Genomic DNA, 18,143 nt, shown 5'->3' on the forward strand with positions numbered 1-18,143 from the left:
TCATCAATGAGCTTGCGGATTGGTGACCCAGCCCACCGGCTGCAGTGCCACGTCTTCGTCGACTTCCTGGTAGGACAGCACGGCGAGCTGCGGCGCCACCGGCTCGATCAGCGTCTTGACGTAGCGGCGCACGTCCGAGGAAGCAATCGCCACCACGCGGTTGGCGGTGGCGCCGAGGATGCGGCGCACCTGCTCGCGGATGTCTTGCGTGACGGCCGGGCTCAGGAGCAGCAGGTTGCCGCGCGGCGAGCGCTCGATCGCGTTCTGCACGCGCTCCAGCAGGCTGGACTCGAACAGGATGGCTTCGAGCTGGCGGTTGGGTCCGACATAGCGGCTGGTGATGTAGCGGCCGAGGTGGATGCGCACCAGCTCGGTCAGCGCGATCGCGTCCTGCTCCTTGGGCGCCCAGATCGCCAGGCATTCGAAGATCGCATGCAGATTGCGGATCGGGATGCCTTCCTGCAGCAGGCGCCGCAGCACTTCGGCGATGCGCTGCGGCGAGGCCACGCGCGACACCTCGGCCGCGAGCTCGGGCGCATCGCGTTGTACCGAATGCAGCAGGCGCTGCACTTCCTGCAGGCCGATCAGCTCGCGCACGTTGCGGCGCACCGCGTGGTCCAGGTGCAGGCCGACGACCTCCTCGTTGTTCCAGGCCTTGAGGCCGGGCTGCGCGCCCGGCACCCACACCGCGCGCGCGAACGGGCCGAAGGGTTCGGCGACTTCCGACCCGCCCGGTGGCGCTGCCGCCTCCGCCGGATCGAGCAGCAGCCAGCCGGGCTTGAGCCTGCCTTCGGACACCGCGACGTCGTGCACCAGCACCTGGTAGCCGTGTTCGGGCAGCCCGTCGGCATAGCCGAGCTGCAGTCGTGGAAACACCGGCCCCAGGTCGGATTCGACCGCGGTCTTCACGTCGGCCAGGTGCTGATCGAGCTGGTAGCGGTCGACCGTACCGCGCAGGTCGCTGGACAGGCGCACCGCGAGCGGTGCCGCGATCGCATGGTCGCTCTCGGTCTCCTCGGACGCCACCCCTTCGCGATGCGAGATCCAGCCCGGCGTACGTCGTCGCTCGCGCAGCATGCGCATGCTGAAGCCCAGGCCCAGGATGACGGCGGCCAGCAGGCCGAACACCCACTTCGGAAAACCGGGCACGACCAGGAAGCTGGCGACTGCGAGGCCGGCGATGATGAGCGCGCGCGGGTGCGCCATCAGCTGTTCGCCGATCTGGTGCGCGAGCTGCGTGTCGCGCCGGTCGCCGGTGCTGACGCGCGTGATCACGATGCCGGCGGCGATCGATACCAGGAGCGACGGGATCTGCGACACCATGCCGTCGCCCACCGTGAGGATCGCGTAGCGCTGCAGCGCGGTGCCCAGGCTCATGTCGTGCATCAGCGTGCCGATGGCAATGCCGGCGAGGATGTTGACCAGCGCGATCACGATGGCCGCGATGGCGTCGCCCTTGACGAACTTCATTGCGCCGTCCATCGCGCCGTGCAGCTGGCATTCCTGCTCCAGCAGCTGGCGGCGCTTCTGCGCCTGCGCCGACGAGAGCGCGCCGGCGCGCACGTCGGCGTCGATGCTCATCTGCTTGCCCGGCATCGCGTCGAGCGCGAAGCGCGCAGCCACCTCGGCCACGCGCTCGGAACCCTTGGCGATCACGATGAACTGGACGATCGCGATGATCAGGAAGACCACGCCGCCGACCACCACGTTGTTGCCGACAATCAGCTTGCCGAATGTGTCGATGATGTGACCGGCATTGGCATGCAGCAGGATCAGCTTGGTCGACGCGATATTGAGCGCCAGCCGGAACAGCGTGGTGAACAGCAGCAGCGACGGAAAGGTCGACAGCGACAACGCCGAGGGCACGTACATCGCCACGATCAGGAGCACCAGGCTGATCGCCAGGTTGCTCGCGATCAGCAGGTCCAACAGCGGCGTCGGCAGCGGCAGCACGAACAGCGCCACCACCACCACGAGCAGGCCGGCAAGCAGCAGATCGTTGTAGCGGCCGACATTGCCGAGCAGGTCGCGGACACCGCCACGGTACTGCGCCAGAGATCGCGAGGGGCTCGCCATTGCGTCCTTGCCTGATGGGTTCTTGGAGTTGTGGCGCCGATGCGCGTCGCACCAAACTGAATCGAACGTGGAAAAAGTCACGTCGCGGCGGACTCTAAGCGGCGCCAACTATTCACGGCAACCACGAGTTCTCGTAGGCGCGCGGAACTTGTCGCATGCGCGGCACTACGCATTTGCGTACTACCTGCGACACCTCCCATTGGCTAAGCTGCGCGTCCCGATGCGAGATGTATGCATGGCTTCGAGGTCTGTCGACAGTGACGAGTAGCAGCGATTTGTTCAACGAAAGCATGCATGCCGCCGCACGCTGCTGAGGCGGTGACGGAGCTCGGCGACTCGCGCGCGCTGCCCCGCGCCGATGCGGCCAGCGTGCGCGCGCTCAATCGCCTTTATGCGGCCGCGCCGCCATGCGAATTGAGGGCCGGCGACACGGGCTATCGCCTGCAGTGGAAGCACGATGCGGGGCTCGGGCAGATCGCGCGCGACAGTTATCGCTTCAAGCTTGGTGCGCATGTCGGCCACCTGGCGCTGGACGCGCCGAGCCTGCAGGTCTTGCTGGGCGAGCGCCGCATCGAGCTGCTGCCGCGCGAGCTGCGCTACATACTCTTGGCCGATGCGCTGCATCCGATGGTCGACGCACTCGAGAAGGCGCTGCGCCTGCATTTCGAATGGCAGCCCTCGGAGGCCGAGGCGCGAGAGCTGCGCGAGCAGGCGCCGCCGCGCTGCGACCCCGAGCGCGCGGCCTTTTTCGTCGCCACGCCTTCGGACGATGGCGCGAGCTTGTGCGGCTTCGTGCAGTTCGAGGATGCTGCAACGCTCGATGCACTGCTGCCGGCCGGCGCCGGTCCGCGCGCCGTGCGATCGAGCGCTGCCTTCGACGCGCTGCGCCTGCCGGTGCACTTTCTGCTCGGCAGCACGCCGATCTCGCTCGGCGAAATCACGAGCATCCGCCCCGGCGACATCGTCGGCATCGAGCAATGGAGCTCGTCGGGCGCCGCCATCGTGGTCACGGCCGCGCTCGCCGGGCCGGCGGGGCGGCAGCTCACGGCCTTCGCGGAGGGCTCGCGCATCACAGTTCAGCAATCGAGAGACAGTGCCATGAAGCCAGACATGCCCGCCCGTTCCGCCGACGCCGCCGACAGCGCCAACCTGCCGCTCGACCGGCTCGATGCGCTGGAGGTGTCGCTGCGCTTCGAAGTCGGCGAGCTGTCGCTCACGCTGGGCGAACTGAAGAGCATCCGCGCCGGCCACGTGTTCGAACTCGGCCAGCCGCTCAACCGCAGCCCGGTGCGCATCCTTGCGCACGGCAACGTGCTGGGCAAGGGCTACCTGGTCGCGGTGGGCGACCGGCTGGGCGTGCGCGTGTCGGAATTCGCGCCCGGCGAAGTCTGAGCGATGCAAGGCGGACTCCCCGAACCTCTCACGCTCGTCGCGCTGATCGTCGCGTTCGGCGTCGCGCCCTTCGTGGCGCTGATGGTGACCAGCTATACCAAGCTGGTCATCGTCTTCGGCCTCCTGCGCACGGCGCTGGGCCTGCAGCAGACGCCGCCCAACATGGTGCTCAACGGCATCGCGATCATCCTGTCGGTCTACATCATGGCGCCCGTGGGCATGGACGTCGGCGACGCGCTGAAGAGCCGCAGCTTCGGCGCCAAGGGCGAAGGGCTGAACGACATCGTCGCGGTGATCGATGCCGCCAAGGCGCCGGTGAAGGAGTTCCTGCAAAAGCACACGCACGAGCGCGAGCGGCAGTTCTTCCTGAAGTCGGCCTCCAACATCTGGCCGAAAGCGCGCGCCGAGCAGCTGCAGGCCGACGACTTCATGGTGCTGGTGCCCAGCTTCACGCTCAGCGAGCTGACGCGAGCGTTCCAGATCGGCTTCATCATCTACCTGGTCTTCGTGGTGGTCGACCTCATCGTCGCCACCGTGCTGCTCGCGCTCGGCATGTCGATGATTGCGCCGACCACCATCTCGCTTCCCTTCAAGCTTCTGCTCTTCGTGATGCTGGACGGCTGGACGCGTCTGGTGCACGGGTTGGTGCTGTCATACCGCTGACGCATTTGGAAGTACCGGCGAAATAGAACGAACCCAATGTGTCAGGGACATGTCGATCGCCTACCAGCGCACCTGCAGTTGCAGTCCCCAGCTCATCGTTCTGGGGCTGGTGCCGTGCGGCTCCGGCCAGTTGCCCCGGCCCTCGCCGAGCGCAGCCACTGCCGCGGGTCCGGACGGGCTGATCGGTCGGATGGGCGCCAGGCTACCTGCGTTTCGACACCGAAGATTCGATGGTCAAAGGCGATTACAAAACCGTAATCGAACGGTTCGCACATTGTCAGGTCGGCTGCGTAGAGTTGGTTTCACCGCCGGCGATGAAGCCGCATCAGCGTGTTCATCACCGCCGGAGAACCTCAACCGCAACCGACGCAAAGGATCTGAATGATGCGCTTCCTCAAGACTCCCCTGGCATTTTCCGTTCTGATGGCCGCCATGGCTGGCCCTGCTTTGGCAGGCAACTACGCCGAGGGGGACCCCAGACCCGCAACCCTGACCACTTCAGCGAGCCGTGCGGACATTACGGCCGACGCGCAACGGTGGCTGCAAAGTGCGCCGAACCAGGGCTACCCCGAAGGAGACCCACGGGCGGTGACTCGCGTCGCTGGCAACACCCGCGCGGTGGTCCAGGCTGACACCTTGGCTTGGATGCGGTCCGGCTTGGCCGCGGCGCAGAATGGCGAAGCAGGTGCGGACACATCTCGCCCCGCCTACCGGCAAGCGGCCGCCGAGTACGCGCGCCTGCGCAACGGACCCGCCTTCGGCGGCTTGGTCGAAAGCCCCACCTCCAAGACTGCAGTGTCGCAGGCGCAAGCCACCCGCTGAGTTTTCGTGTGCGCCGAATCTCGTTGCCGAAAGGCTGCCGGCCGAGCACGCGCCGACGCACCCGAAGAAGTCCCGCAGCGGAGGGTGGGATTCGGCCCCGAGAAGGCACACAACAACAGGCAGCAGACGGAGCGGTTGAGGTGCCGGGCACGCCTTGAGGCTTACCATCGCTGCATGGACTCACGCGAGATCGCCGGCGCCCCCGAGCGCAACAAGCAGCCGATCCTCGAGGTACTTGCGCGCGTATTGCCGCCACGCGGCCTCGTGCTCGAGATCGGCAGCGGCACCGGGCAGCACGTGGCGCACTTCGCCAGGGCTTTGCCCGCCCTCACTTTCCAGCCCAGCGAGATGGACGTGGAGCGCCATGCTTCCATCGAGGCGTGGGTGGCCCAAGGCAACTTGTCGAACGTAAAGCCGCCCCTCGCATTCGATGTCACAAAGCATCCCTGGCCCGTATCCGCGGCCGACGCGGTCGTGTGCATCAACGTGATTCACATCTCCCCGTGGGAAGCCACGCTCGCGTTGATGGCGGGCGCCGGCAGGATCCTGCCCGCCGGTGGCGTGCTTGTGACCTACGGCCCGTATACGCGGGGCGGCGCGCATACGTCGCAGAGCAATGAAGTTTTCGACGCGAGCCTGCGAGCAACGAATCCGCTCTGGGGCGTGCGCGACATCGACAAGGTGGCGGAAGTCGCGGGCAATGAAGGCCTTGCGCTGGAGGAGGCCGTACCCATGCCGGCAAACAACTTCACTCTGGTCTGGCGGAGATCAAACGGCACCCTCCCCGGCGCGCGGGCCCTCACCGACGCAACGACAATGCACCCATGACCAAAGGAAAGCGCATATCGGCAGACATCGGCGACGACGCCTTGCATGCAATCCGGGAACTGGGGGCAGCGGCAAGGTCGGCCCGATCGGCGGCCGGCGAGGGCCAGGCAGCCGCGGCCGCGCGCCTTGGTGTGCATGTCCAAACCATCGGCCGCATTGAAGCGGGTGAGCCCGGCGTGGCCATCGGGCACGCGCTGGGCCTGCTCGCGCTCTACGGCATCGGCGTCAGGCTGCAGCAGCCGGAAGGCCGCTGAGCCATGGTCCGGCTGCACGCGGAGCGCACCACCACGGTCCTCCACACGCTTCCAAACGGGGTGAGGCTGCTCGCCATTCACATACCCCATGTGCAGAGCGCCAGTGTGGGCGTGTTCCTGCGTGTCGGCTCCCGGGACGAGACGCCGGTCACCAACGGCATCGGCCATGTCCTGGAGCACATGGCGTTCAAGGGGACCACCACCCGCTCCGTTCAGGCCATCAACCTGGATGCGGAGCGGCTCGGAGCGGATGTCAACGCGTTCACTGGCAAGGACACCACCGGCTACTTCATGACCGGCCTGGGGCGGCACGCGGAGCAGTTGCTGCGCATGACGGCCGACATCGTCTTGAACAGCACATTTCCCGACAGTGAACTGCAGCGCGAGCTCGAAGTGATTCGCCAGGAGGCCATCGAGTACGAGGAGGATCCGCAGGATTACGCCAACGAATTGCTCGACCGCGCAATCTGGGGCGACGACCCGATGGGCATGCCTGTGATCGGCACCATCGGCAACATCGAAAGCTTTACCCGGCACGACCTGATCCGCCACGTGCAGTCCCACTACGTCGCGGAAAATACCGTCGTCGCTGCGGCCGGGAATTTCGACGTCGAAGCCTGGGTCGCCCTCGCCGGGGAACTCTTTGCAGCGGTGCCCCCGTCGGCCGACCGACTCGTGTCGCGACAGCCGGCCCCCGCGAAGTACATCGGTCATGCCATGGCCCGGCGCTTCACGCAGGTGTCGCAGGTGTCCCTGAACATCGCCTATCCGCTTGCGCCCGTGCAGCAGGAGGAGCTATCGCAGCAGCGCTGGCGCCTTGCGGCAACGCTTGCGACCAACCTGTTTGGAGGCGGGATGTCGGCGCCCCTGGTCGACACCGTCCGGGAGCAGCTCGGCCTGGCCTACACGGCGCATTCCACAATGGACAGCGGCGACGTCTGGGCCAACTTCGTGGTGCATGCGGTCACTACCCCGGACAAGCTGGATGCCCTGATGACGGCGACGGGCGGCCTGCTGCGTGCGCAGGTCACCACCATCGATCCGGTGCACCTGGAGCGGGCGAAGAATCAGCTGACCGTGTCCCGCGTGCGCGCAGAGGAGCGGACCTACGCAACGATGGAGCGTGCCGTCGAAGAGCTCTTTGCCAGCGGGACCGTGACGCCGATGGGCGAAGCGCTTGCGATGATCGATGACATCGCAGCGGAAGAAGTGCGGTCGGTCTTCGAGCGGATGCTGGCCAACCCTCCGGCGCTGGCGATGACCGGCAAGGGCGCCAGCGCGCGAACCGCGCGGCAGCTGGCAGCGCGCCTGGCTGCCTGAGCGTTAGCGGGTCGGATGCGACCGAGGTGAGGGATTTGGCCAAGCCATCCAGCTCGCCGGCGGCTCGAACCAGCGGCGATTCATCCAGCATTCGATGATGGCAGGCTCCGACAGTTGAGGGGAGCAAAAGGACACGCCGATTCGGCAATGCGCAAGCCGTAGTGCGCCCACGTTGCCAGCAGTTCCGGGTTGTCCGGAGCTGCTCAATGGTTCAGGCGGCGATCTTGCGTTTCAAGCGGAACCCGAGATCTCGCAGCTTTGTCGCGAAGGCGGCCGAAGCAGGCAGCGCGGGAGCGGGGGATTCGCCGACGCCCGGCACCGGCTGGTGCTGGCGATGCACCCAGTAGGCGCCATGCTCCGGCACAAGGCGCTGGCGCAACGCCCGGCTGTCCTCTTCCGAGAAGTAGTGGAAGACGATGCTCTGCCGCGTCTTGCCCGGCGTCTCGATCGGGCTTCCGCCATGCAACAGATGCGCGTCCCAAATGAAAACGTCGCCGCGTTTGGCCTCGAAGGTCCGCGCGGTCAGCCCATGCTTGGCAACCTGGTCATCCATGTACGCGTGCCACTTCGCCATTTCCTCGGGCACGTAGTGATTGCTGCCGGTCGAGAACACGTACTGCTCGATCCGGTGACTGCCAGGGTAGTAGCGCAGCGGACCGGCGTCCCAATGGCAATCTTCCAGCGCGACCCAGATGGCGATCAGGTGCCCTTGCGTGCGGGGCGTCATGAAGAGCGAATCGACGTGATCGGCCTGCGTGCTGCCGTGCAGGAAGTTGAGCGAGTTGCAAAGGACTGGCGTGTGTTTCAGCAGCGCCTTGAGGATCGGGGTCATCCGGTGGTTCAGCGCCAGCCGGCGAACCTCGTCGTATTCGAGGTAGAGGTCGTTCACCTTGAAGCGATGAGCGCCGCGATCCTGCTCGGTCACGTCGCGGATACGGCTGCGCTTGTCGATCGACATGTCGTCCACGACGACGCGCGACGCGGGGTCATCCCACGCGAGCCGTTCCGCCTCTTGAGCGGCCTCGATCCAATCGTCCGAGTAAAACCTCGGCAGTACCGCAAAGCCGTTCTCTCGCCAATGCGCGCCAAGCGCTTCCATGTCCAGATCCACCGCCATCCAGTTGCTCCGAAAAGGTCAAGTATGCCCGGCGCCGCTTGCTACGGCTGCTATGAGGCGCTTGCAGGCGCCCGGTGTGTGTTGTGCCCTCAGACGTGCTCCGGGTGGCCTTGGCGATGGCAGCACGCTTGCGCGGGCGGACGACCGAGCCGGCGTCACCACCGGCGGCCAGCACTTCGGCCGCGCGGACCTCAGTAACATTCCAAGTAGGCGCACGTCGGCGCCGGCAACGCGCTCAAACGGACCCACTTTCATCGATTCGATGACGATGCCTATTGCCATCGCCACTCTGCCGTCGGCCGTCCTCATCTTCACTTGCGGCTCGGTCATACGCCGATGGCGGCCGCCGAGTTTGAGCTTGGGTAATAGCCGGAGCCTCCGCGGGAGAGGAGGAATGGGCTTGGAGGGAACGATATAGGGGTCAGGAAGGTAGCATGAAGTTCATAAAGTGGGCGGCAGCAATAGTTCTGGCGGTTCTTGCGCTCGCAGAGGCTGCTAGCCACCTCATAGTCCAACGGACTGACGCGTACCAGAAACTGAGCGATTTCGTCCAAACCTCAGATGCCGTAAGAGAAAGAGTCGGAGGTCATCCGAAGATGCGCCTTCATTTCTTCGGGTACTCGATCCGGGTGTCGGGGCCAAGTGGAAGCGCGCAGTTTTCAACTTCGCTAGAAGGCCTCAGCGGCACTGCCGAGTTGTATGCGAGGCTTGTCAAGAATGGTGATTGGAGAATCGTATCGGTAGATCTCAATGGCCAAGAGATCCCATTGACCACTGCTGAACCATCCTCTGCCCCTTCTCAACTGAAAAAACGGGCCGCTTTCGACTAACCTTGCTTGCCGTGTTCCACCGCTGGCGCAGGCGCGCGCGACGTCCGAGCAGGCACCTCATCGATTACAAAACCGTAATCGATCGGTTCGCACATTGTCAGGTCGGCTGCGTAGAGTTGGTTTCACCGCCGGCGATGAAGCCGCATCAGCGTGTTCATCACCGCCGGAGAACCTCAACCGCAACCGACGCAAAGGATCTGAATGATGCGCTTCCTCAAGACTCCCCTGGCATTTTCCGTTCTGATGGCCGCCATGGCTGGCCCTGCTTTGGCAGGCAACTACGCCGAGGGGGACCCCAGACCCGCAACCCTGACCTCTTCAGCGAGCCGTACGGACATTGCGGCCGACGCGCAAGGGTGGCTGCAAAGTGCGCCGACCCAGGGCTACCCCGAGGGAGACCCACAGGCGATGACTCGCGTCTCTGGCAACACCCGCGCGGTGATCCAGGCAGACACCTTGACTTGGATGCGGTCCGGCTTGGCCGCGGTGCAGAATGGCGAAGCAGGTGCGGATACATCTCGCCCCGCCTACTGGCAAGCGGCCGCCGAGTACGCGCGCCTGCGCAAGGAACCCGGCTTCGGCGGCTTGATCGCGAAGCCGGGCTGAAGTCTTAGCCAGGCATCGACATCTGCGTTGCAGTGATGAATTCCTCCTTCGTCACGCCGCGCGCAAGGCGAAACGTCGTTTCAACGGCCTCGGTCGGGGTCTTCATTTTGGAACGTCCGTGATGCGCTGCACGATCACCGATGCTGTTGGCCGACGCCGAAGTCTAGTCTCCGACTTCCAGAGCCCTCAGGTCGTCAAGGTGCGACGACCAGCTGCATACCCTTGCATCGCTGGTCTGTTGCGAAAAGGCGGTTCCTGAGGTGTGGCCTCAACTGCGGAGCCGCCTGCTTCCTCGATTTTGCGTGTCTGAGCCTCTCGTCGAAAGTGGTGCCGAATGTCGTTCGATGTAGCCCTCGGGATCGTCAATCCAGGATTGGAGCGCTGCACGCGGCCATCCACAGGCGCGCCCTCCTAGGTGCACAGGGGGCGGGAACTTTCCTCCGGCAATCCTTCGATACAACGTAGCACGACTCAATGCCGTGATGCGGATCACATCCGCCATGCGAAAGAACGCGGGATCTCCTACAGGCTGTGGACCAATGGGGCGGCGGCTCGCATGATGTTCGAAGTCCATGACATGTCCTCAAGTTGCGGCCGTGTCTTTGAGCGGATGCGGGTTTCCATGGCGGGGTCCTCGCTGAATAGCTACATAACTACTGCATCCGGATGCGGCCAAGTTGCGACTCCGCCGTATGACACGGTCAACAATCAACACTCGCCAGGCGGCTATGGCTCGAGCCTCTCGCTTCATCGCTGCGTGGCTTCTTGTGAGGGTGCGCCGAAGGACAGCCAAGTTCAACTGTCAGTTTTCATAGGTTCATGCAATTGCAATGAGCTTTGCTGCCGCTTCCGGATTGTGCGAGGCAGGCCCATGGTCATGAGACGATCGATCTCCAGCCAGGTGACTCGATGTTGTTCGAAGCAATGGGCTAAGCATGGTGAGGGCCCTGATCGCATTGCAGTTCACCGCACCTGGTCGCCCGGCGACTTCGTTTTCGTGCGCTCTGGCGCCCTGCTTCTGCCCTGCTCTTTCCAGCGTTCAGCCAGACGCTGCGCATCGGTCTGCACGGCCGGCATGCGCGCGACGAAGCGATCGATCTGGGCAGCCAGCTCGCCTTTGTCCTGTCTTCGAAGCACATCCGCGGTCGCCCGCCAGTCCGCTTCCACGTCCCGTCGCGTGCTCTGCATGGCCGGCTTGCCGGCATCCAAGGCGCCTCGCCCCGATCGGAGCACCTCGAGCACGCCATCGAGCTTCTCGCGCAGAAAGCTCGAGCTTCTGGGCGGCTGACGCCTGGCACGTTCGTCTGCTGGCAACTGCCCGAACGCGCGAAGCGCGCGCAGCCGATGATGGATCGCATCCCGGTACGGCTTGCGGATCTGGCCCCGTACCTGCCTCGGCGTCGCATTGGCCGCCACGCCCTGCTCGCGCATCAGCGCGGCGAACTGCTCGCGCCATTGCCGCAGGGTTTCCTTGCGAATGTACAGGCGCCTCCCGGGCTCGAACTCGTGTTCGCACTTGACCACCAGGTGCACGTGCGGGTGAGCCTGGTCGGTGTGCAGCACCATGGCATAGCGGTGCTGCAGCGCGAAGTTCTCGCGCGAGAAGACGCGGGCCGCCGCCAGCACCTTCCCGGCAGGCGTGCCGGCCGGCATCGACAGGACGATGTTGTGCACGAGCTTCGCACGGGTGTCCTTCTGCCCTTCGGCCGGCTTGGGCTTGTACTGGCTTCTGCAAAGGTCGAGCTGCCAGTCTGCCGTGATCTCCCTGGCGGCTCCCCGGCCCTGCAACGCCAGCCCCTCGTCGGTTTCCACCGGCAGCTTGCCGTGCCGGCCGATGTAGCGCAGGTGCGCTTCGACGCCACCAAGATTCCGCCCGCCACCGGAAACCTTCACCATCACCTCGGGCGTGCGGCCCACCGTGCGCTGGATCTGCGCGATCTCCTCAGCGCCCAGCTGCAGCGTGCCGCCCGGTCCCCGCCGGCCATAGCTCACGATGTCCAGCGCCAGATCGCGCGATCCACCCGCCGACTCGAGACGGCTTCGCCCGACCCGAACCGTCTGCTTAGGCATGGCCCACCTCGCCAGTCTCCCAGCTCGTCAGGTTCCGGCGCACGACCGCGGCCGTGGCTTCGCGTGCGGCCTCGACCTCGCGCCTGGCAACCGCGATTGCATCGCGCAGTTCGGCCGCCAGCGGCTCTTCCAGCGTGTTCGGCATGCCGAACCTTTGAAGCTGCCGCCCGAGCGCAGCCAGTTGCGCCCCGGTCGCCTTGAGCAGATCCAGTTCGTTCGGCGGCAGCACCACCGAGCCTCGGACATGGTTGTGGACCAGCATGGCCAGGTAGCTGCCGGTCTTCATGCCACGGGCGCATGCCCGCTCTGCCGCGAGCATTCGATCGCCATGGCGAAGGCGCAGCGTAACGCGGTCCTCCCGGAAACCATCGACGGTCGACTTTTGGCGGGGGCGTTGCTCGCCCGCTTGATGCACCAGCGGGCCATTGGCCCGCAGCACCTCGTCAATCATTTTGGCGAGCAGACCCGACTCGCTGAGCTGGTGGCGCGCGGCGAGGGCGGCGATTCTGGCCCGCTTGTCGGTCGACACCCGGATCCCCATCACGCTCGATCGAGAGGTCTTGGTCATCGCAACGCCGTGGCTGTTAACAATGTCTGACGGCAGTCTATCCTGCCCTCAACACCGCACAAGGCCTTGGGTGTTCGGCATGCCGAAACTTCTGCTTCTCCCGCTATCGCAAGCCATGCCGATGCTCCCTGACTCATGGGCTTCTCCTCCCCCGCTACATCAAGCATCGTTCCGAATCAGTGCAGCGCTGTTCAGCGACGACGAGATCCGCAATCTCTATGGCGTCGAAGGGATCAACTTCGCGCCAGGGCCTCGCAACGCAGGTGCTGCGGACGGGCGATAGAACCGTCAGCAGCCGGCTTGCTTGTCATCGTCCGCAACGCCACTTCGCATTGGCCTTTGCGCCGTGCTCAGCTCGAAATCGGATGCTCGACGAGACCTGACGCGCTGCGGCAATCGTAGAGGTTCCCCACGCCCGATCACGCTTCGTCAACACTTGTGACCAGTAAAGCAGGCGCCCCGCGTCTGCCTACCCGCGCACGCTCTTCTGAAGCAAACGTAGTGCCGGTGAACGACGTCAATGCGGCGGCGTCAAGCCGCACATCGTGCGCCGCTCTGCGCCGGAGCAGTTTGCTTCTGTCGACTTCGCAGAAGGACTCACTCTTTCGATGCTGCCGGGGGCGCAGTCGCAAGCAGCGCCGTCTCCCTTCGCAAGATGTACTCGAAGGTTCGCCCGCATGCCGCGCGGCCGTGAAGATCGTTCCTGAGCACCTGCAGCCAGCTGTCGAGATAGGCAGCATAGCGCTCGATGATCACCTCGACGAGGCCGCAACGCCCCAGCGGGAAGGCGCAGCCGACCGCGCCGAAGGCCACCTCCTGCAACGTGTCATTCCTTCCCACGCGAGTTCCTCGATGTTCGGCATGCCGAACACCCTGCGACTGACACGCTCTGGCATTAGCTGCAGGCGCGAACCCCAGCTCTCATTCGCGCAACGTGAACACCACGGACAAATACGAGACCGGCTGAACATGGATCTCCTCGATGCCGTGCAGCGCAGTGGCGTCGAACAGCAGCGAGTCGCCCGCGGCCAGGCCGACGACCTTGCGGCCGTAGCGATAACGGACCTGCCCCGTCAGCACGTACAGGAACTTGGTACCAGGATGCTGGAAGGTCACGTAGGGCTCTGCGCCGGGCTGCAGCGTGACCAGATAGGGCTCGACGAACAGATTGCCCGAGAGGAGGTGACCCAGCAGCTCGTAGCGATAGTCGGCCACTGCCCCGATCCGATCCACCAGGATGCCCTTGCCCGCGGGAACGTGACTGAAGTCGGTGCGGCTGGCCTGGTCGCCGAAGAAGCGCGAGACCGGCACGCCCAGGCCTTTGGCAATGCGATCGAGGGTCTCGACGGAAGGCGAGACCAGCCCGCGCTCGATGCGCGAGAGCATCGAGGCAGACACACCGGAGATGCTGGCGAGCTTGCCGGCGGAAGTTCCTGAAGCCGTGCGCAGGGCTCGGACTTGATGGCCGATACGGGAAGCCGAGTCGCTTCGAAGCACCGGGGCAGCGGCAGGTCGTTCGCGAGTGACCGATGCAGGCAGTCGAAAGGCGCGAGCGGTCGGTAGGGGGGATGCTTGATAGACACGCATGACAGGTTTTCTATGCAGTGTATATGCCGTCGATTCTAGCGCTGCAAACAGGGATCGTCAGCGGGCATGCCGACCGCTCCCGCCAAACAGCCAAAGCCACGGCCTCCGACGCACAAGGAGGCCATTTCGGTTGCGCTCGGCAAGCGCCTCAAGGAACTTCGAATAGCAGCCGACAGATCCCAGTCCGAACTCGCCTTCGACTGTGAACTTGATCGAACCTACATCTCGCTCATCGAACGAGGTCTGGCGAATCCATCCTTGTGGACGCTCGGCACCTTGGCATTCGCATTGAAGACGACGGTTCCAGATCTGCTTCACGGCAACGCGCACGTCGTCAAGCCATCCATGGGTGCCCAGGGCAGAAAGCGTCGGGTGAACCAGGCTTCGCATGAGGCCAGGCACCCCGTGGGCAGCAGGCGCTCGCAATTGCGTTGATGCCCCTCTGCGCTCATGGAAGCCAAGCCTTCCGCCAAGAGGTGACGAATCCTCGCCTGTAGCCGATGCGCCGCCTTGCCGCGGCCCTTCGGCAACAATGGCGCTGCTCTGCAGCCCCGAAGACCTCCATGTCCCGGCAGTACCTGAACGTTCCCTTCACTCAGAAAGACGCCGCCAAGTCGCTCGGCGCACGCTTCGACGGCACGGTCAAGCGCTGGTACGTCGACGAAGGTCGCGATCTGGCGGCATTTTCCCAGTGGCTGCCTGCTCCCGCGGAATCGCCCCCTTCACCCTCTTCCCCTTCAAGCGATCTGTCGCTGCCGGTCTCCGAGGGAACGGTCTCCGCTCCACGCGCCAAAGGAATTCCGCTCTCGCGTCTGCTCAATGGCGTGGCCGGCGCCGTGGCGCAGGCGTTCTCAAAGGGTGTCTGGACGCTGGTGGAGGTGGTCGAGGTGCGTGCGCGCGGCCATGTCTACCTGGAGCTGTCCGAGCGCGATCGCAACGGCCAGCCCGTCGCCAAGGCCCGGGCCATGATCTGGAGTTCGACAGCCGCGCGCATCCTGCCGGAGTTCGAGACGGCCACGGGTGCAGTGATCGGCGCCGGCATCAAGCTTCTGGTGCTGGCCCGACCCGTGTTCCATGCGCAGTACGGCTTCAGCCTCGAGATCGAGGCCATCGATCCGGAGTACACGCTCGGGGACCTAGAGGCGCGCAAGCGCGAGATCCGCGAGCGGTTGCAGCGCGAAGGCGTGTTCGAGCACAACCGCCACCTGGAGCCGCCGTGGGACTACCGCTGCGTGCTCGTGGTCGCACCCGAGGATGCTGCGGGCCTGGGGGATTTCCGCAAGGAGTCCGAGCGGCTGGAGCGCTTCGGCGTCTGCCGCTTCGTCCATGCCAACAGCCGGTTCCAGGGGGAAGGCGCGGCGCGGGAGATCGTGTCCGTCATGGTGCGTGCCCTGGAGACGTTCCCGAAGGACGCGCCTCCCGACGCGATCGCGCTGATCCGCGGCGGCGGCGCAGTCAACGACCTGGCCTGGCTCAACGACTATGACCTGGCGCGCTTCATCTGCGACCTGGACATCCCCGTGCTCACCGGCATCGGCCATGAACGCGACAACACGCTGCCGGACGAAGTGGCCCACCTGCGTTTCGATACGCCCAGCAAGGTGATCGCGGGCATCGAGCACCAGATCCTTCAACGCACCCGCGAGGCCCAGATTGCGGCCGACGCGGTGTTCGCGGCGGCAGGTCGCCTCGCCCAGCGCACGCGCGCCGAGCTGGACCGCAGCGAGGCCCAGGTGCGTGCCGATGCCCGAGCCCATCTCGCCCGGGCTCGCCACGGCAGCACGCAGGCCATGGGCCAGGTCGAGGTGGCCTCGATGCGGCAGGTCCACGACGCCGCGGCGCGCAGCCTGGCGCTGTGGAACCAGACTCAGGGCGAGGCCCGCCAGCATCTGGCGGCCGCCCGCCAGCGGGTGCCTGCCTTGCTCCACGACGTGCGCGCCCGGGCCCAGGCCTGCGTCGTCGAGGCCCGCGGAAGTTCGGAGCTCGCGCTCCACGCGGTGGTGGACCGCGGCCGCGCCGCGGCCCGTGCGGCGGGCCGGGCCGTCGAGGACCGGCTGCAGCATGTAGCGGAACGCGCCCAAGGAAGCCTGCAGGCTGCCCGCACCCAGGCCGAGGCGCTCATGCGCGAGGTCACGGGCCAGGGGCCGGAGAAGACCCTGGCCCGCGGGTTTGCCATCGTGCGCACTCCCGAGGGCAAGCCCGTGACGGCCCAGGCCCAGGCGCGTGCGCTCACCGCCCTTGAAATCCAGTTCCGCGACGGGATGGTTCCCGCCCGTCCGGACGACGAGACCGAAAAGGAATGAGTGATGGAAAGTTTTCGCGAAGCCTATGGTGTGCTGCAGCGGCACGCACAGACCCTGCGCAACCAGGACGAGCCCAACATCGACGACCTGCTGACCATCGTCACCGAATCGGTGAACGCGTACAAGGTGTGCAAGCAGCGCATCGATGCCGTGGAGGAAGCGCTGAAGACGGCGCTGGATGGTGCCGGGGTGACAACAGCACCCGAGCCGGCACCGCGCTCGGCCGCAGCCAAGACGAGCGCCAGCACGCCCGCAGCGCCGGCCGCGCCGAGCCCTGTGTCTGGCTTTGACGACATGGACGACGAGATTCCGTTCTGAGCGTCAATCCCACAAGACAAGCACCGGCCGGAGGCTCTCGAGGTTGTCAGTCTCCGCCCGAACCAGCGCAAGTCTCACGGCTATCTGAACCCACAACCGCCGCATGGACGGTGAGTTCGGAGTGCGGCCCCGCGATCGCCAGCAAGCCCGCCGGCCGCCCCTCCAATCGGGACCTCATGAACCTGCAGAACACACAGCGAGAACTCCAGACATCGTTTCCGCTGAAACTCGAAATACCCTCCGCTTTCATTCGCGAAGCGTGAATACCACCGACAGGTACGAGACCGGCTGAACCCGGATCGCCTCGATCCCATGCAGCGCGGTGGCATCGAACAGCAGCGAGTCCCCTGCCCTCACCAGAACCGTCTTCGCCCCGTAGCGATAGGTGACCTCCCCAGACAGGAAGTACAGGAACTTCAGACCCGGATGCTGAAAGGTCACGTAGGGATCGGCACCGGGCAGCAGCGTAACCAGGTAAGGCTCGACGAACAGGTTGCCCGACAGCAGATGACCGAGCAGCTCGTAGCGATAGTCCGCCACCGCACCGATGCGATCGACGACCGGTCCCTTACCTGCGCGCACGTGGCAGAAGTCCGTGCGGCGCGCCTGGTCGCTGAAGAAGCGCGAAACCGGCACCTGCAGACCCTTTGCGAGACGCTCTAAGGTCTCCACCGAAGGCGAGACCAGGCCGCGCTCGATTCGCGAGAGCATCGAGGAGGAAATGCCCGACATCTTTGCCAGCGCGCCGCCAGACACCTGAGCTGCGATGCGAAGCGCTCTCACCTGCGCGCCAATAAGCGACGCCGATTGGCTGCGCACGACAGGTGCCGGTCGCCGTGTCCGGGCGCGCGTCACCGAGACCGGCAGCCGTAGAGGTCGAGCCATTGGCAGGGGCGAAGCGATCTGTCGACGCGCGGAGTTCATGTGGCCTGCCTGTGAGCGGCGTGGTGGTGAGCGTATATGTCACGATTAGTGTGTTCTCAATTAGAGCACAAGACCCGAACCTTCGCGGTCAGTGAAACCTCTTCGGATTAGATTCGGCCACCGCATTCGCGACCTCCGTCGCGCGACAGGACTGTCGCAGGAAGAGTTCGCAGAGAAGTGTGGTTTCGCCAGAACCTACATGAGTCGAATCGAGACGGGCGGGGCCAATCCATCGCTAGATGCAATCCAAACGTTGGCCACGGCCCTAAAGGCGCCGCTCGGTGAGCTTTTTCGCGGCCTGTAGCCCGGCGGCCCGTTCCGGGCGACATCCCAGGGTGGTCCACAAACGTCTTTTCTGTCGCGGAGTTGCGCAGAGCGCCAGCGCCCCGGGGCAGGGCCCAGGATGAGGCGCCATGTAGTGCGACTCCCCGTTTGCACCGTAACAAAGTGCTTCAGCGCGAGACT

At 65.3% G+C, this 18,143-nt stretch carries 19 protein-coding genes; 11 read left to right on the forward strand and 8 right to left on the reverse strand.

Annotated elements, in window-relative coordinates:
- Positions 1 to 3 precede the first annotated feature (3 nt).
- Positions 4 to 2,076: a type III secretion system export apparatus subunit SctV gene (gene sctV, locus ACMGEZ_RS15590; RefSeq protein WP_436823175.1), complete on the reverse strand. Its 2,073-nt coding sequence runs from the start codon at positions 2,074 to 2,076 to the stop codon at positions 4 to 6.
- A gap of 294 nt (positions 2,077 to 2,370) precedes the next feature.
- On the opposite strand from sctV, the gene sctQ reads away from it, so the two are divergent.
- From sctQ to ACMGEZ_RS15620, 6 genes are all read left to right on the forward strand, one after another.
- The gene (sctQ, locus tag ACMGEZ_RS15595; protein WP_436823176.1) at positions 2,371 to 3,468 is read left to right on the forward strand and encodes a type III secretion system cytoplasmic ring protein SctQ; all 1,098 of its coding nucleotides are present in this window, start codon (positions 2,371 to 2,373) and stop codon (positions 3,466 to 3,468) included.
- Between the two features lie 3 nt (positions 3,469 to 3,471).
- Positions 3,472 to 4,131: a type III secretion system export apparatus subunit SctR gene (sctR, locus tag ACMGEZ_RS15600; protein ID WP_436823177.1), complete on the forward strand. Its 660-nt coding sequence runs from the start codon at positions 3,472 to 3,474 to the stop codon at positions 4,129 to 4,131.
- Positions 4,132 to 4,512: 381 nt separating this feature from the next.
- Positions 4,513 to 4,953 (forward strand): hypothetical protein, encoded by a 441-nt coding sequence (locus tag ACMGEZ_RS15605; protein WP_436823178.1) that lies wholly within the window; start codon positions 4,513 to 4,515, stop codon positions 4,951 to 4,953.
- Between the two features lie 174 nt (positions 4,954 to 5,127).
- Positions 5,128 to 5,781, forward strand: coding sequence for a DUF938 domain-containing protein (locus tag ACMGEZ_RS15610; protein WP_436823179.1), 654 nt, complete (start codon positions 5,128 to 5,130; stop codon positions 5,779 to 5,781).
- Positions 5,778 to 6,035 (forward strand): helix-turn-helix domain-containing protein, encoded by a 258-nt coding sequence (locus ACMGEZ_RS15615; RefSeq protein ID WP_436823180.1) that lies wholly within the window; start codon positions 5,778 to 5,780, stop codon positions 6,033 to 6,035. Before ACMGEZ_RS15610 ends, ACMGEZ_RS15615 begins: the two co-directional genes overlap by 4 nt.
- Before the next feature lie 3 nt (positions 6,036 to 6,038).
- Positions 6,039 to 7,355 (forward strand): M16 family metallopeptidase, encoded by a 1,317-nt coding sequence (locus ACMGEZ_RS15620; RefSeq protein ID WP_436823181.1) that lies wholly within the window; start codon positions 6,039 to 6,041, stop codon positions 7,353 to 7,355.
- 211 nt (positions 7,356 to 7,566) lie between these two features.
- Here the strand turns inward: ACMGEZ_RS15620 and ACMGEZ_RS15625 are convergent, their stop codons facing one another.
- Positions 7,567 to 8,472 carry a phytanoyl-CoA dioxygenase family protein gene (locus tag ACMGEZ_RS15625; protein WP_436823182.1) on the reverse strand — a complete coding sequence of 302 codons (906 nt, stop codon included), beginning with the start codon at positions 8,470 to 8,472 and terminating at the stop codon, positions 7,567 to 7,569.
- Between the two features lie 1,031 nt (positions 8,473 to 9,503).
- On the opposite strand from ACMGEZ_RS15625, the gene ACMGEZ_RS15630 reads away from it, so the two are divergent.
- Positions 9,504 to 9,908 (forward strand): hypothetical protein, encoded by a 405-nt coding sequence (locus ACMGEZ_RS15630; RefSeq protein WP_436823183.1) that lies wholly within the window; start codon positions 9,504 to 9,506, stop codon positions 9,906 to 9,908.
- Between the two features lie 268 nt (positions 9,909 to 10,176).
- Here the strand turns inward: ACMGEZ_RS15630 and ACMGEZ_RS15635 are convergent, their stop codons facing one another.
- The 5 genes from ACMGEZ_RS15635 to ACMGEZ_RS15655 all read right to left on the reverse strand — a co-directional run bounded on the left by ACMGEZ_RS15635 (position 10,177) and on the right by ACMGEZ_RS15655 (position 14,016).
- Entirely contained in the window at positions 10,177 to 10,482 is a 306-nt protein-coding gene (locus ACMGEZ_RS15635; protein WP_436823184.1) for a helix-turn-helix transcriptional regulator, read from the reverse strand.
- Between the two features lie 389 nt (positions 10,483 to 10,871).
- The gene (locus ACMGEZ_RS15640; RefSeq protein ID WP_436823185.1) at positions 10,872 to 11,978 is read right to left on the reverse strand and encodes a relaxase/mobilization nuclease domain-containing protein; all 1,107 of its coding nucleotides are present in this window, start codon (positions 11,976 to 11,978) and stop codon (positions 10,872 to 10,874) included.
- The gene (locus ACMGEZ_RS15645; RefSeq protein ID WP_436823186.1) at positions 11,971 to 12,546 is read right to left on the reverse strand and encodes a hypothetical protein; all 576 of its coding nucleotides are present in this window, start codon (positions 12,544 to 12,546) and stop codon (positions 11,971 to 11,973) included. The genes ACMGEZ_RS15640 and ACMGEZ_RS15645 overlap by 8 nt, the downstream gene beginning before the upstream one ends.
- A 597-nt stretch (positions 12,547 to 13,143) precedes the next feature.
- Positions 13,144 to 13,368: a hypothetical protein gene (locus tag ACMGEZ_RS15650; RefSeq protein ID WP_436823187.1), complete on the reverse strand. Its 225-nt coding sequence runs from the start codon at positions 13,366 to 13,368 to the stop codon at positions 13,144 to 13,146.
- Between the two features lie 99 nt (positions 13,369 to 13,467).
- Positions 13,468 to 14,016, reverse strand: a complete 549-nt coding sequence (locus ACMGEZ_RS15655) for a helix-turn-helix domain-containing protein (RefSeq protein ID WP_436823288.1) — start codon at positions 14,014 to 14,016, stop codon at positions 13,468 to 13,470.
- Positions 14,017 to 14,199: 183 nt separating this feature from the next.
- Here ACMGEZ_RS15655 and ACMGEZ_RS15660 point away from each other — a divergent pair, with 183 nt between their 5' ends.
- From ACMGEZ_RS15660 to xseB, 3 genes are all read left to right on the forward strand, one after another.
- Positions 14,200 to 14,568: a helix-turn-helix domain-containing protein gene (locus tag ACMGEZ_RS15660; protein WP_436823188.1), complete on the forward strand. Its 369-nt coding sequence runs from the start codon at positions 14,200 to 14,202 to the stop codon at positions 14,566 to 14,568.
- A 128-nt stretch (positions 14,569 to 14,696) separates the two neighbouring features.
- On the forward strand, positions 14,697 to 16,436 hold the full coding sequence (gene xseA, locus ACMGEZ_RS15665; RefSeq protein ID WP_436823189.1) for an exodeoxyribonuclease VII large subunit: 1,740 nt from the start codon (positions 14,697 to 14,699) through the stop codon (positions 16,434 to 16,436).
- A gap of 3 nt (positions 16,437 to 16,439) precedes the next feature.
- A complete protein-coding gene (gene xseB / locus ACMGEZ_RS15670; protein WP_436823190.1) occupies positions 16,440 to 16,754 on the forward strand; it encodes an exodeoxyribonuclease VII small subunit in 315 nt (104 codons plus the stop codon).
- 246 nt (positions 16,755 to 17,000) lie between these two features.
- On the opposite strand, the gene ACMGEZ_RS15675 is transcribed toward xseB, so the two are convergent.
- Positions 17,001 to 17,573, reverse strand: a complete 573-nt coding sequence (locus ACMGEZ_RS15675) for a helix-turn-helix domain-containing protein (protein ID WP_436823289.1) — start codon at positions 17,571 to 17,573, stop codon at positions 17,001 to 17,003.
- A 196-nt stretch (positions 17,574 to 17,769) separates the two neighbouring features.
- On the opposite strand from ACMGEZ_RS15675, the gene ACMGEZ_RS15680 reads away from it, so the two are divergent.
- A complete protein-coding gene (locus ACMGEZ_RS15680; RefSeq protein WP_436823191.1) occupies positions 17,770 to 17,982 on the forward strand; it encodes a helix-turn-helix domain-containing protein in 213 nt (70 codons plus the stop codon).
- Positions 17,983 to 18,143 lie beyond the last annotated feature (161 nt).

It is taken from the genome of Variovorax stachyos (genome assembly GCF_051400855.1).
GTDB lineage: Bacteria > Pseudomonadota > Gammaproteobacteria > Burkholderiales > Burkholderiaceae_C > Variovorax.

What these genes read in the sequence shown, in the direction of transcription:
- sctV (WP_436823175.1), bottom strand. Translation starts at nt 2,076, where the DNA reads ATGGCGAGCCCCTCGCGATCTCTGGCGCAGTACCGTGGCGGTGTCCGC.
- sctQ (WP_436823176.1), top strand. Translation starts at nt 2,371, where the DNA reads ATGCCGCCGCACGCTGCTGAGGCGGTGACGGAGCTCGGCGACTCGCGC.
- sctR (WP_436823177.1), top strand. Translation starts at nt 3,472, where the DNA reads ATGCAAGGCGGACTCCCCGAACCTCTCACGCTCGTCGCGCTGATCGTC.
- ACMGEZ_RS15605 (WP_436823178.1), top strand. Translation starts at nt 4,513, where the DNA reads ATGATGCGCTTCCTCAAGACTCCCCTGGCATTTTCCGTTCTGATGGCC.
- ACMGEZ_RS15610 (WP_436823179.1), top strand. Translation starts at nt 5,128, where the DNA reads ATGGACTCACGCGAGATCGCCGGCGCCCCCGAGCGCAACAAGCAGCCG.
- ACMGEZ_RS15615 (WP_436823180.1), top strand. Translation starts at nt 5,778, where the DNA reads ATGACCAAAGGAAAGCGCATATCGGCAGACATCGGCGACGACGCCTTG.
- ACMGEZ_RS15620 (WP_436823181.1), top strand. Translation starts at nt 6,039, where the DNA reads ATGGTCCGGCTGCACGCGGAGCGCACCACCACGGTCCTCCACACGCTT.
- ACMGEZ_RS15625 (WP_436823182.1), bottom strand. Translation starts at nt 8,472, where the DNA reads ATGGCGGTGGATCTGGACATGGAAGCGCTTGGCGCGCATTGGCGAGAG.
- ACMGEZ_RS15630 (WP_436823183.1), top strand. Translation starts at nt 9,504, where the DNA reads ATGATGCGCTTCCTCAAGACTCCCCTGGCATTTTCCGTTCTGATGGCC.
- ACMGEZ_RS15635 (WP_436823184.1), bottom strand. Translation starts at nt 10,482, where the DNA reads ATGGACTTCGAACATCATGCGAGCCGCCGCCCCATTGGTCCACAGCCT.
- ACMGEZ_RS15640 (WP_436823185.1), bottom strand. Translation starts at nt 11,978, where the DNA reads ATGCCTAAGCAGACGGTTCGGGTCGGGCGAAGCCGTCTCGAGTCGGCG.
- ACMGEZ_RS15645 (WP_436823186.1), bottom strand. Translation starts at nt 12,546, where the DNA reads ATGACCAAGACCTCTCGATCGAGCGTGATGGGGATCCGGGTGTCGACC.
- ACMGEZ_RS15660 (WP_436823188.1), top strand. Translation starts at nt 14,200, where the DNA reads ATGCCGACCGCTCCCGCCAAACAGCCAAAGCCACGGCCTCCGACGCAC.
- xseA (WP_436823189.1), top strand. Translation starts at nt 14,697, where the DNA reads ATGTCCCGGCAGTACCTGAACGTTCCCTTCACTCAGAAAGACGCCGCC.
- xseB (WP_436823190.1), top strand. Translation starts at nt 16,440, where the DNA reads ATGGAAAGTTTTCGCGAAGCCTATGGTGTGCTGCAGCGGCACGCACAG.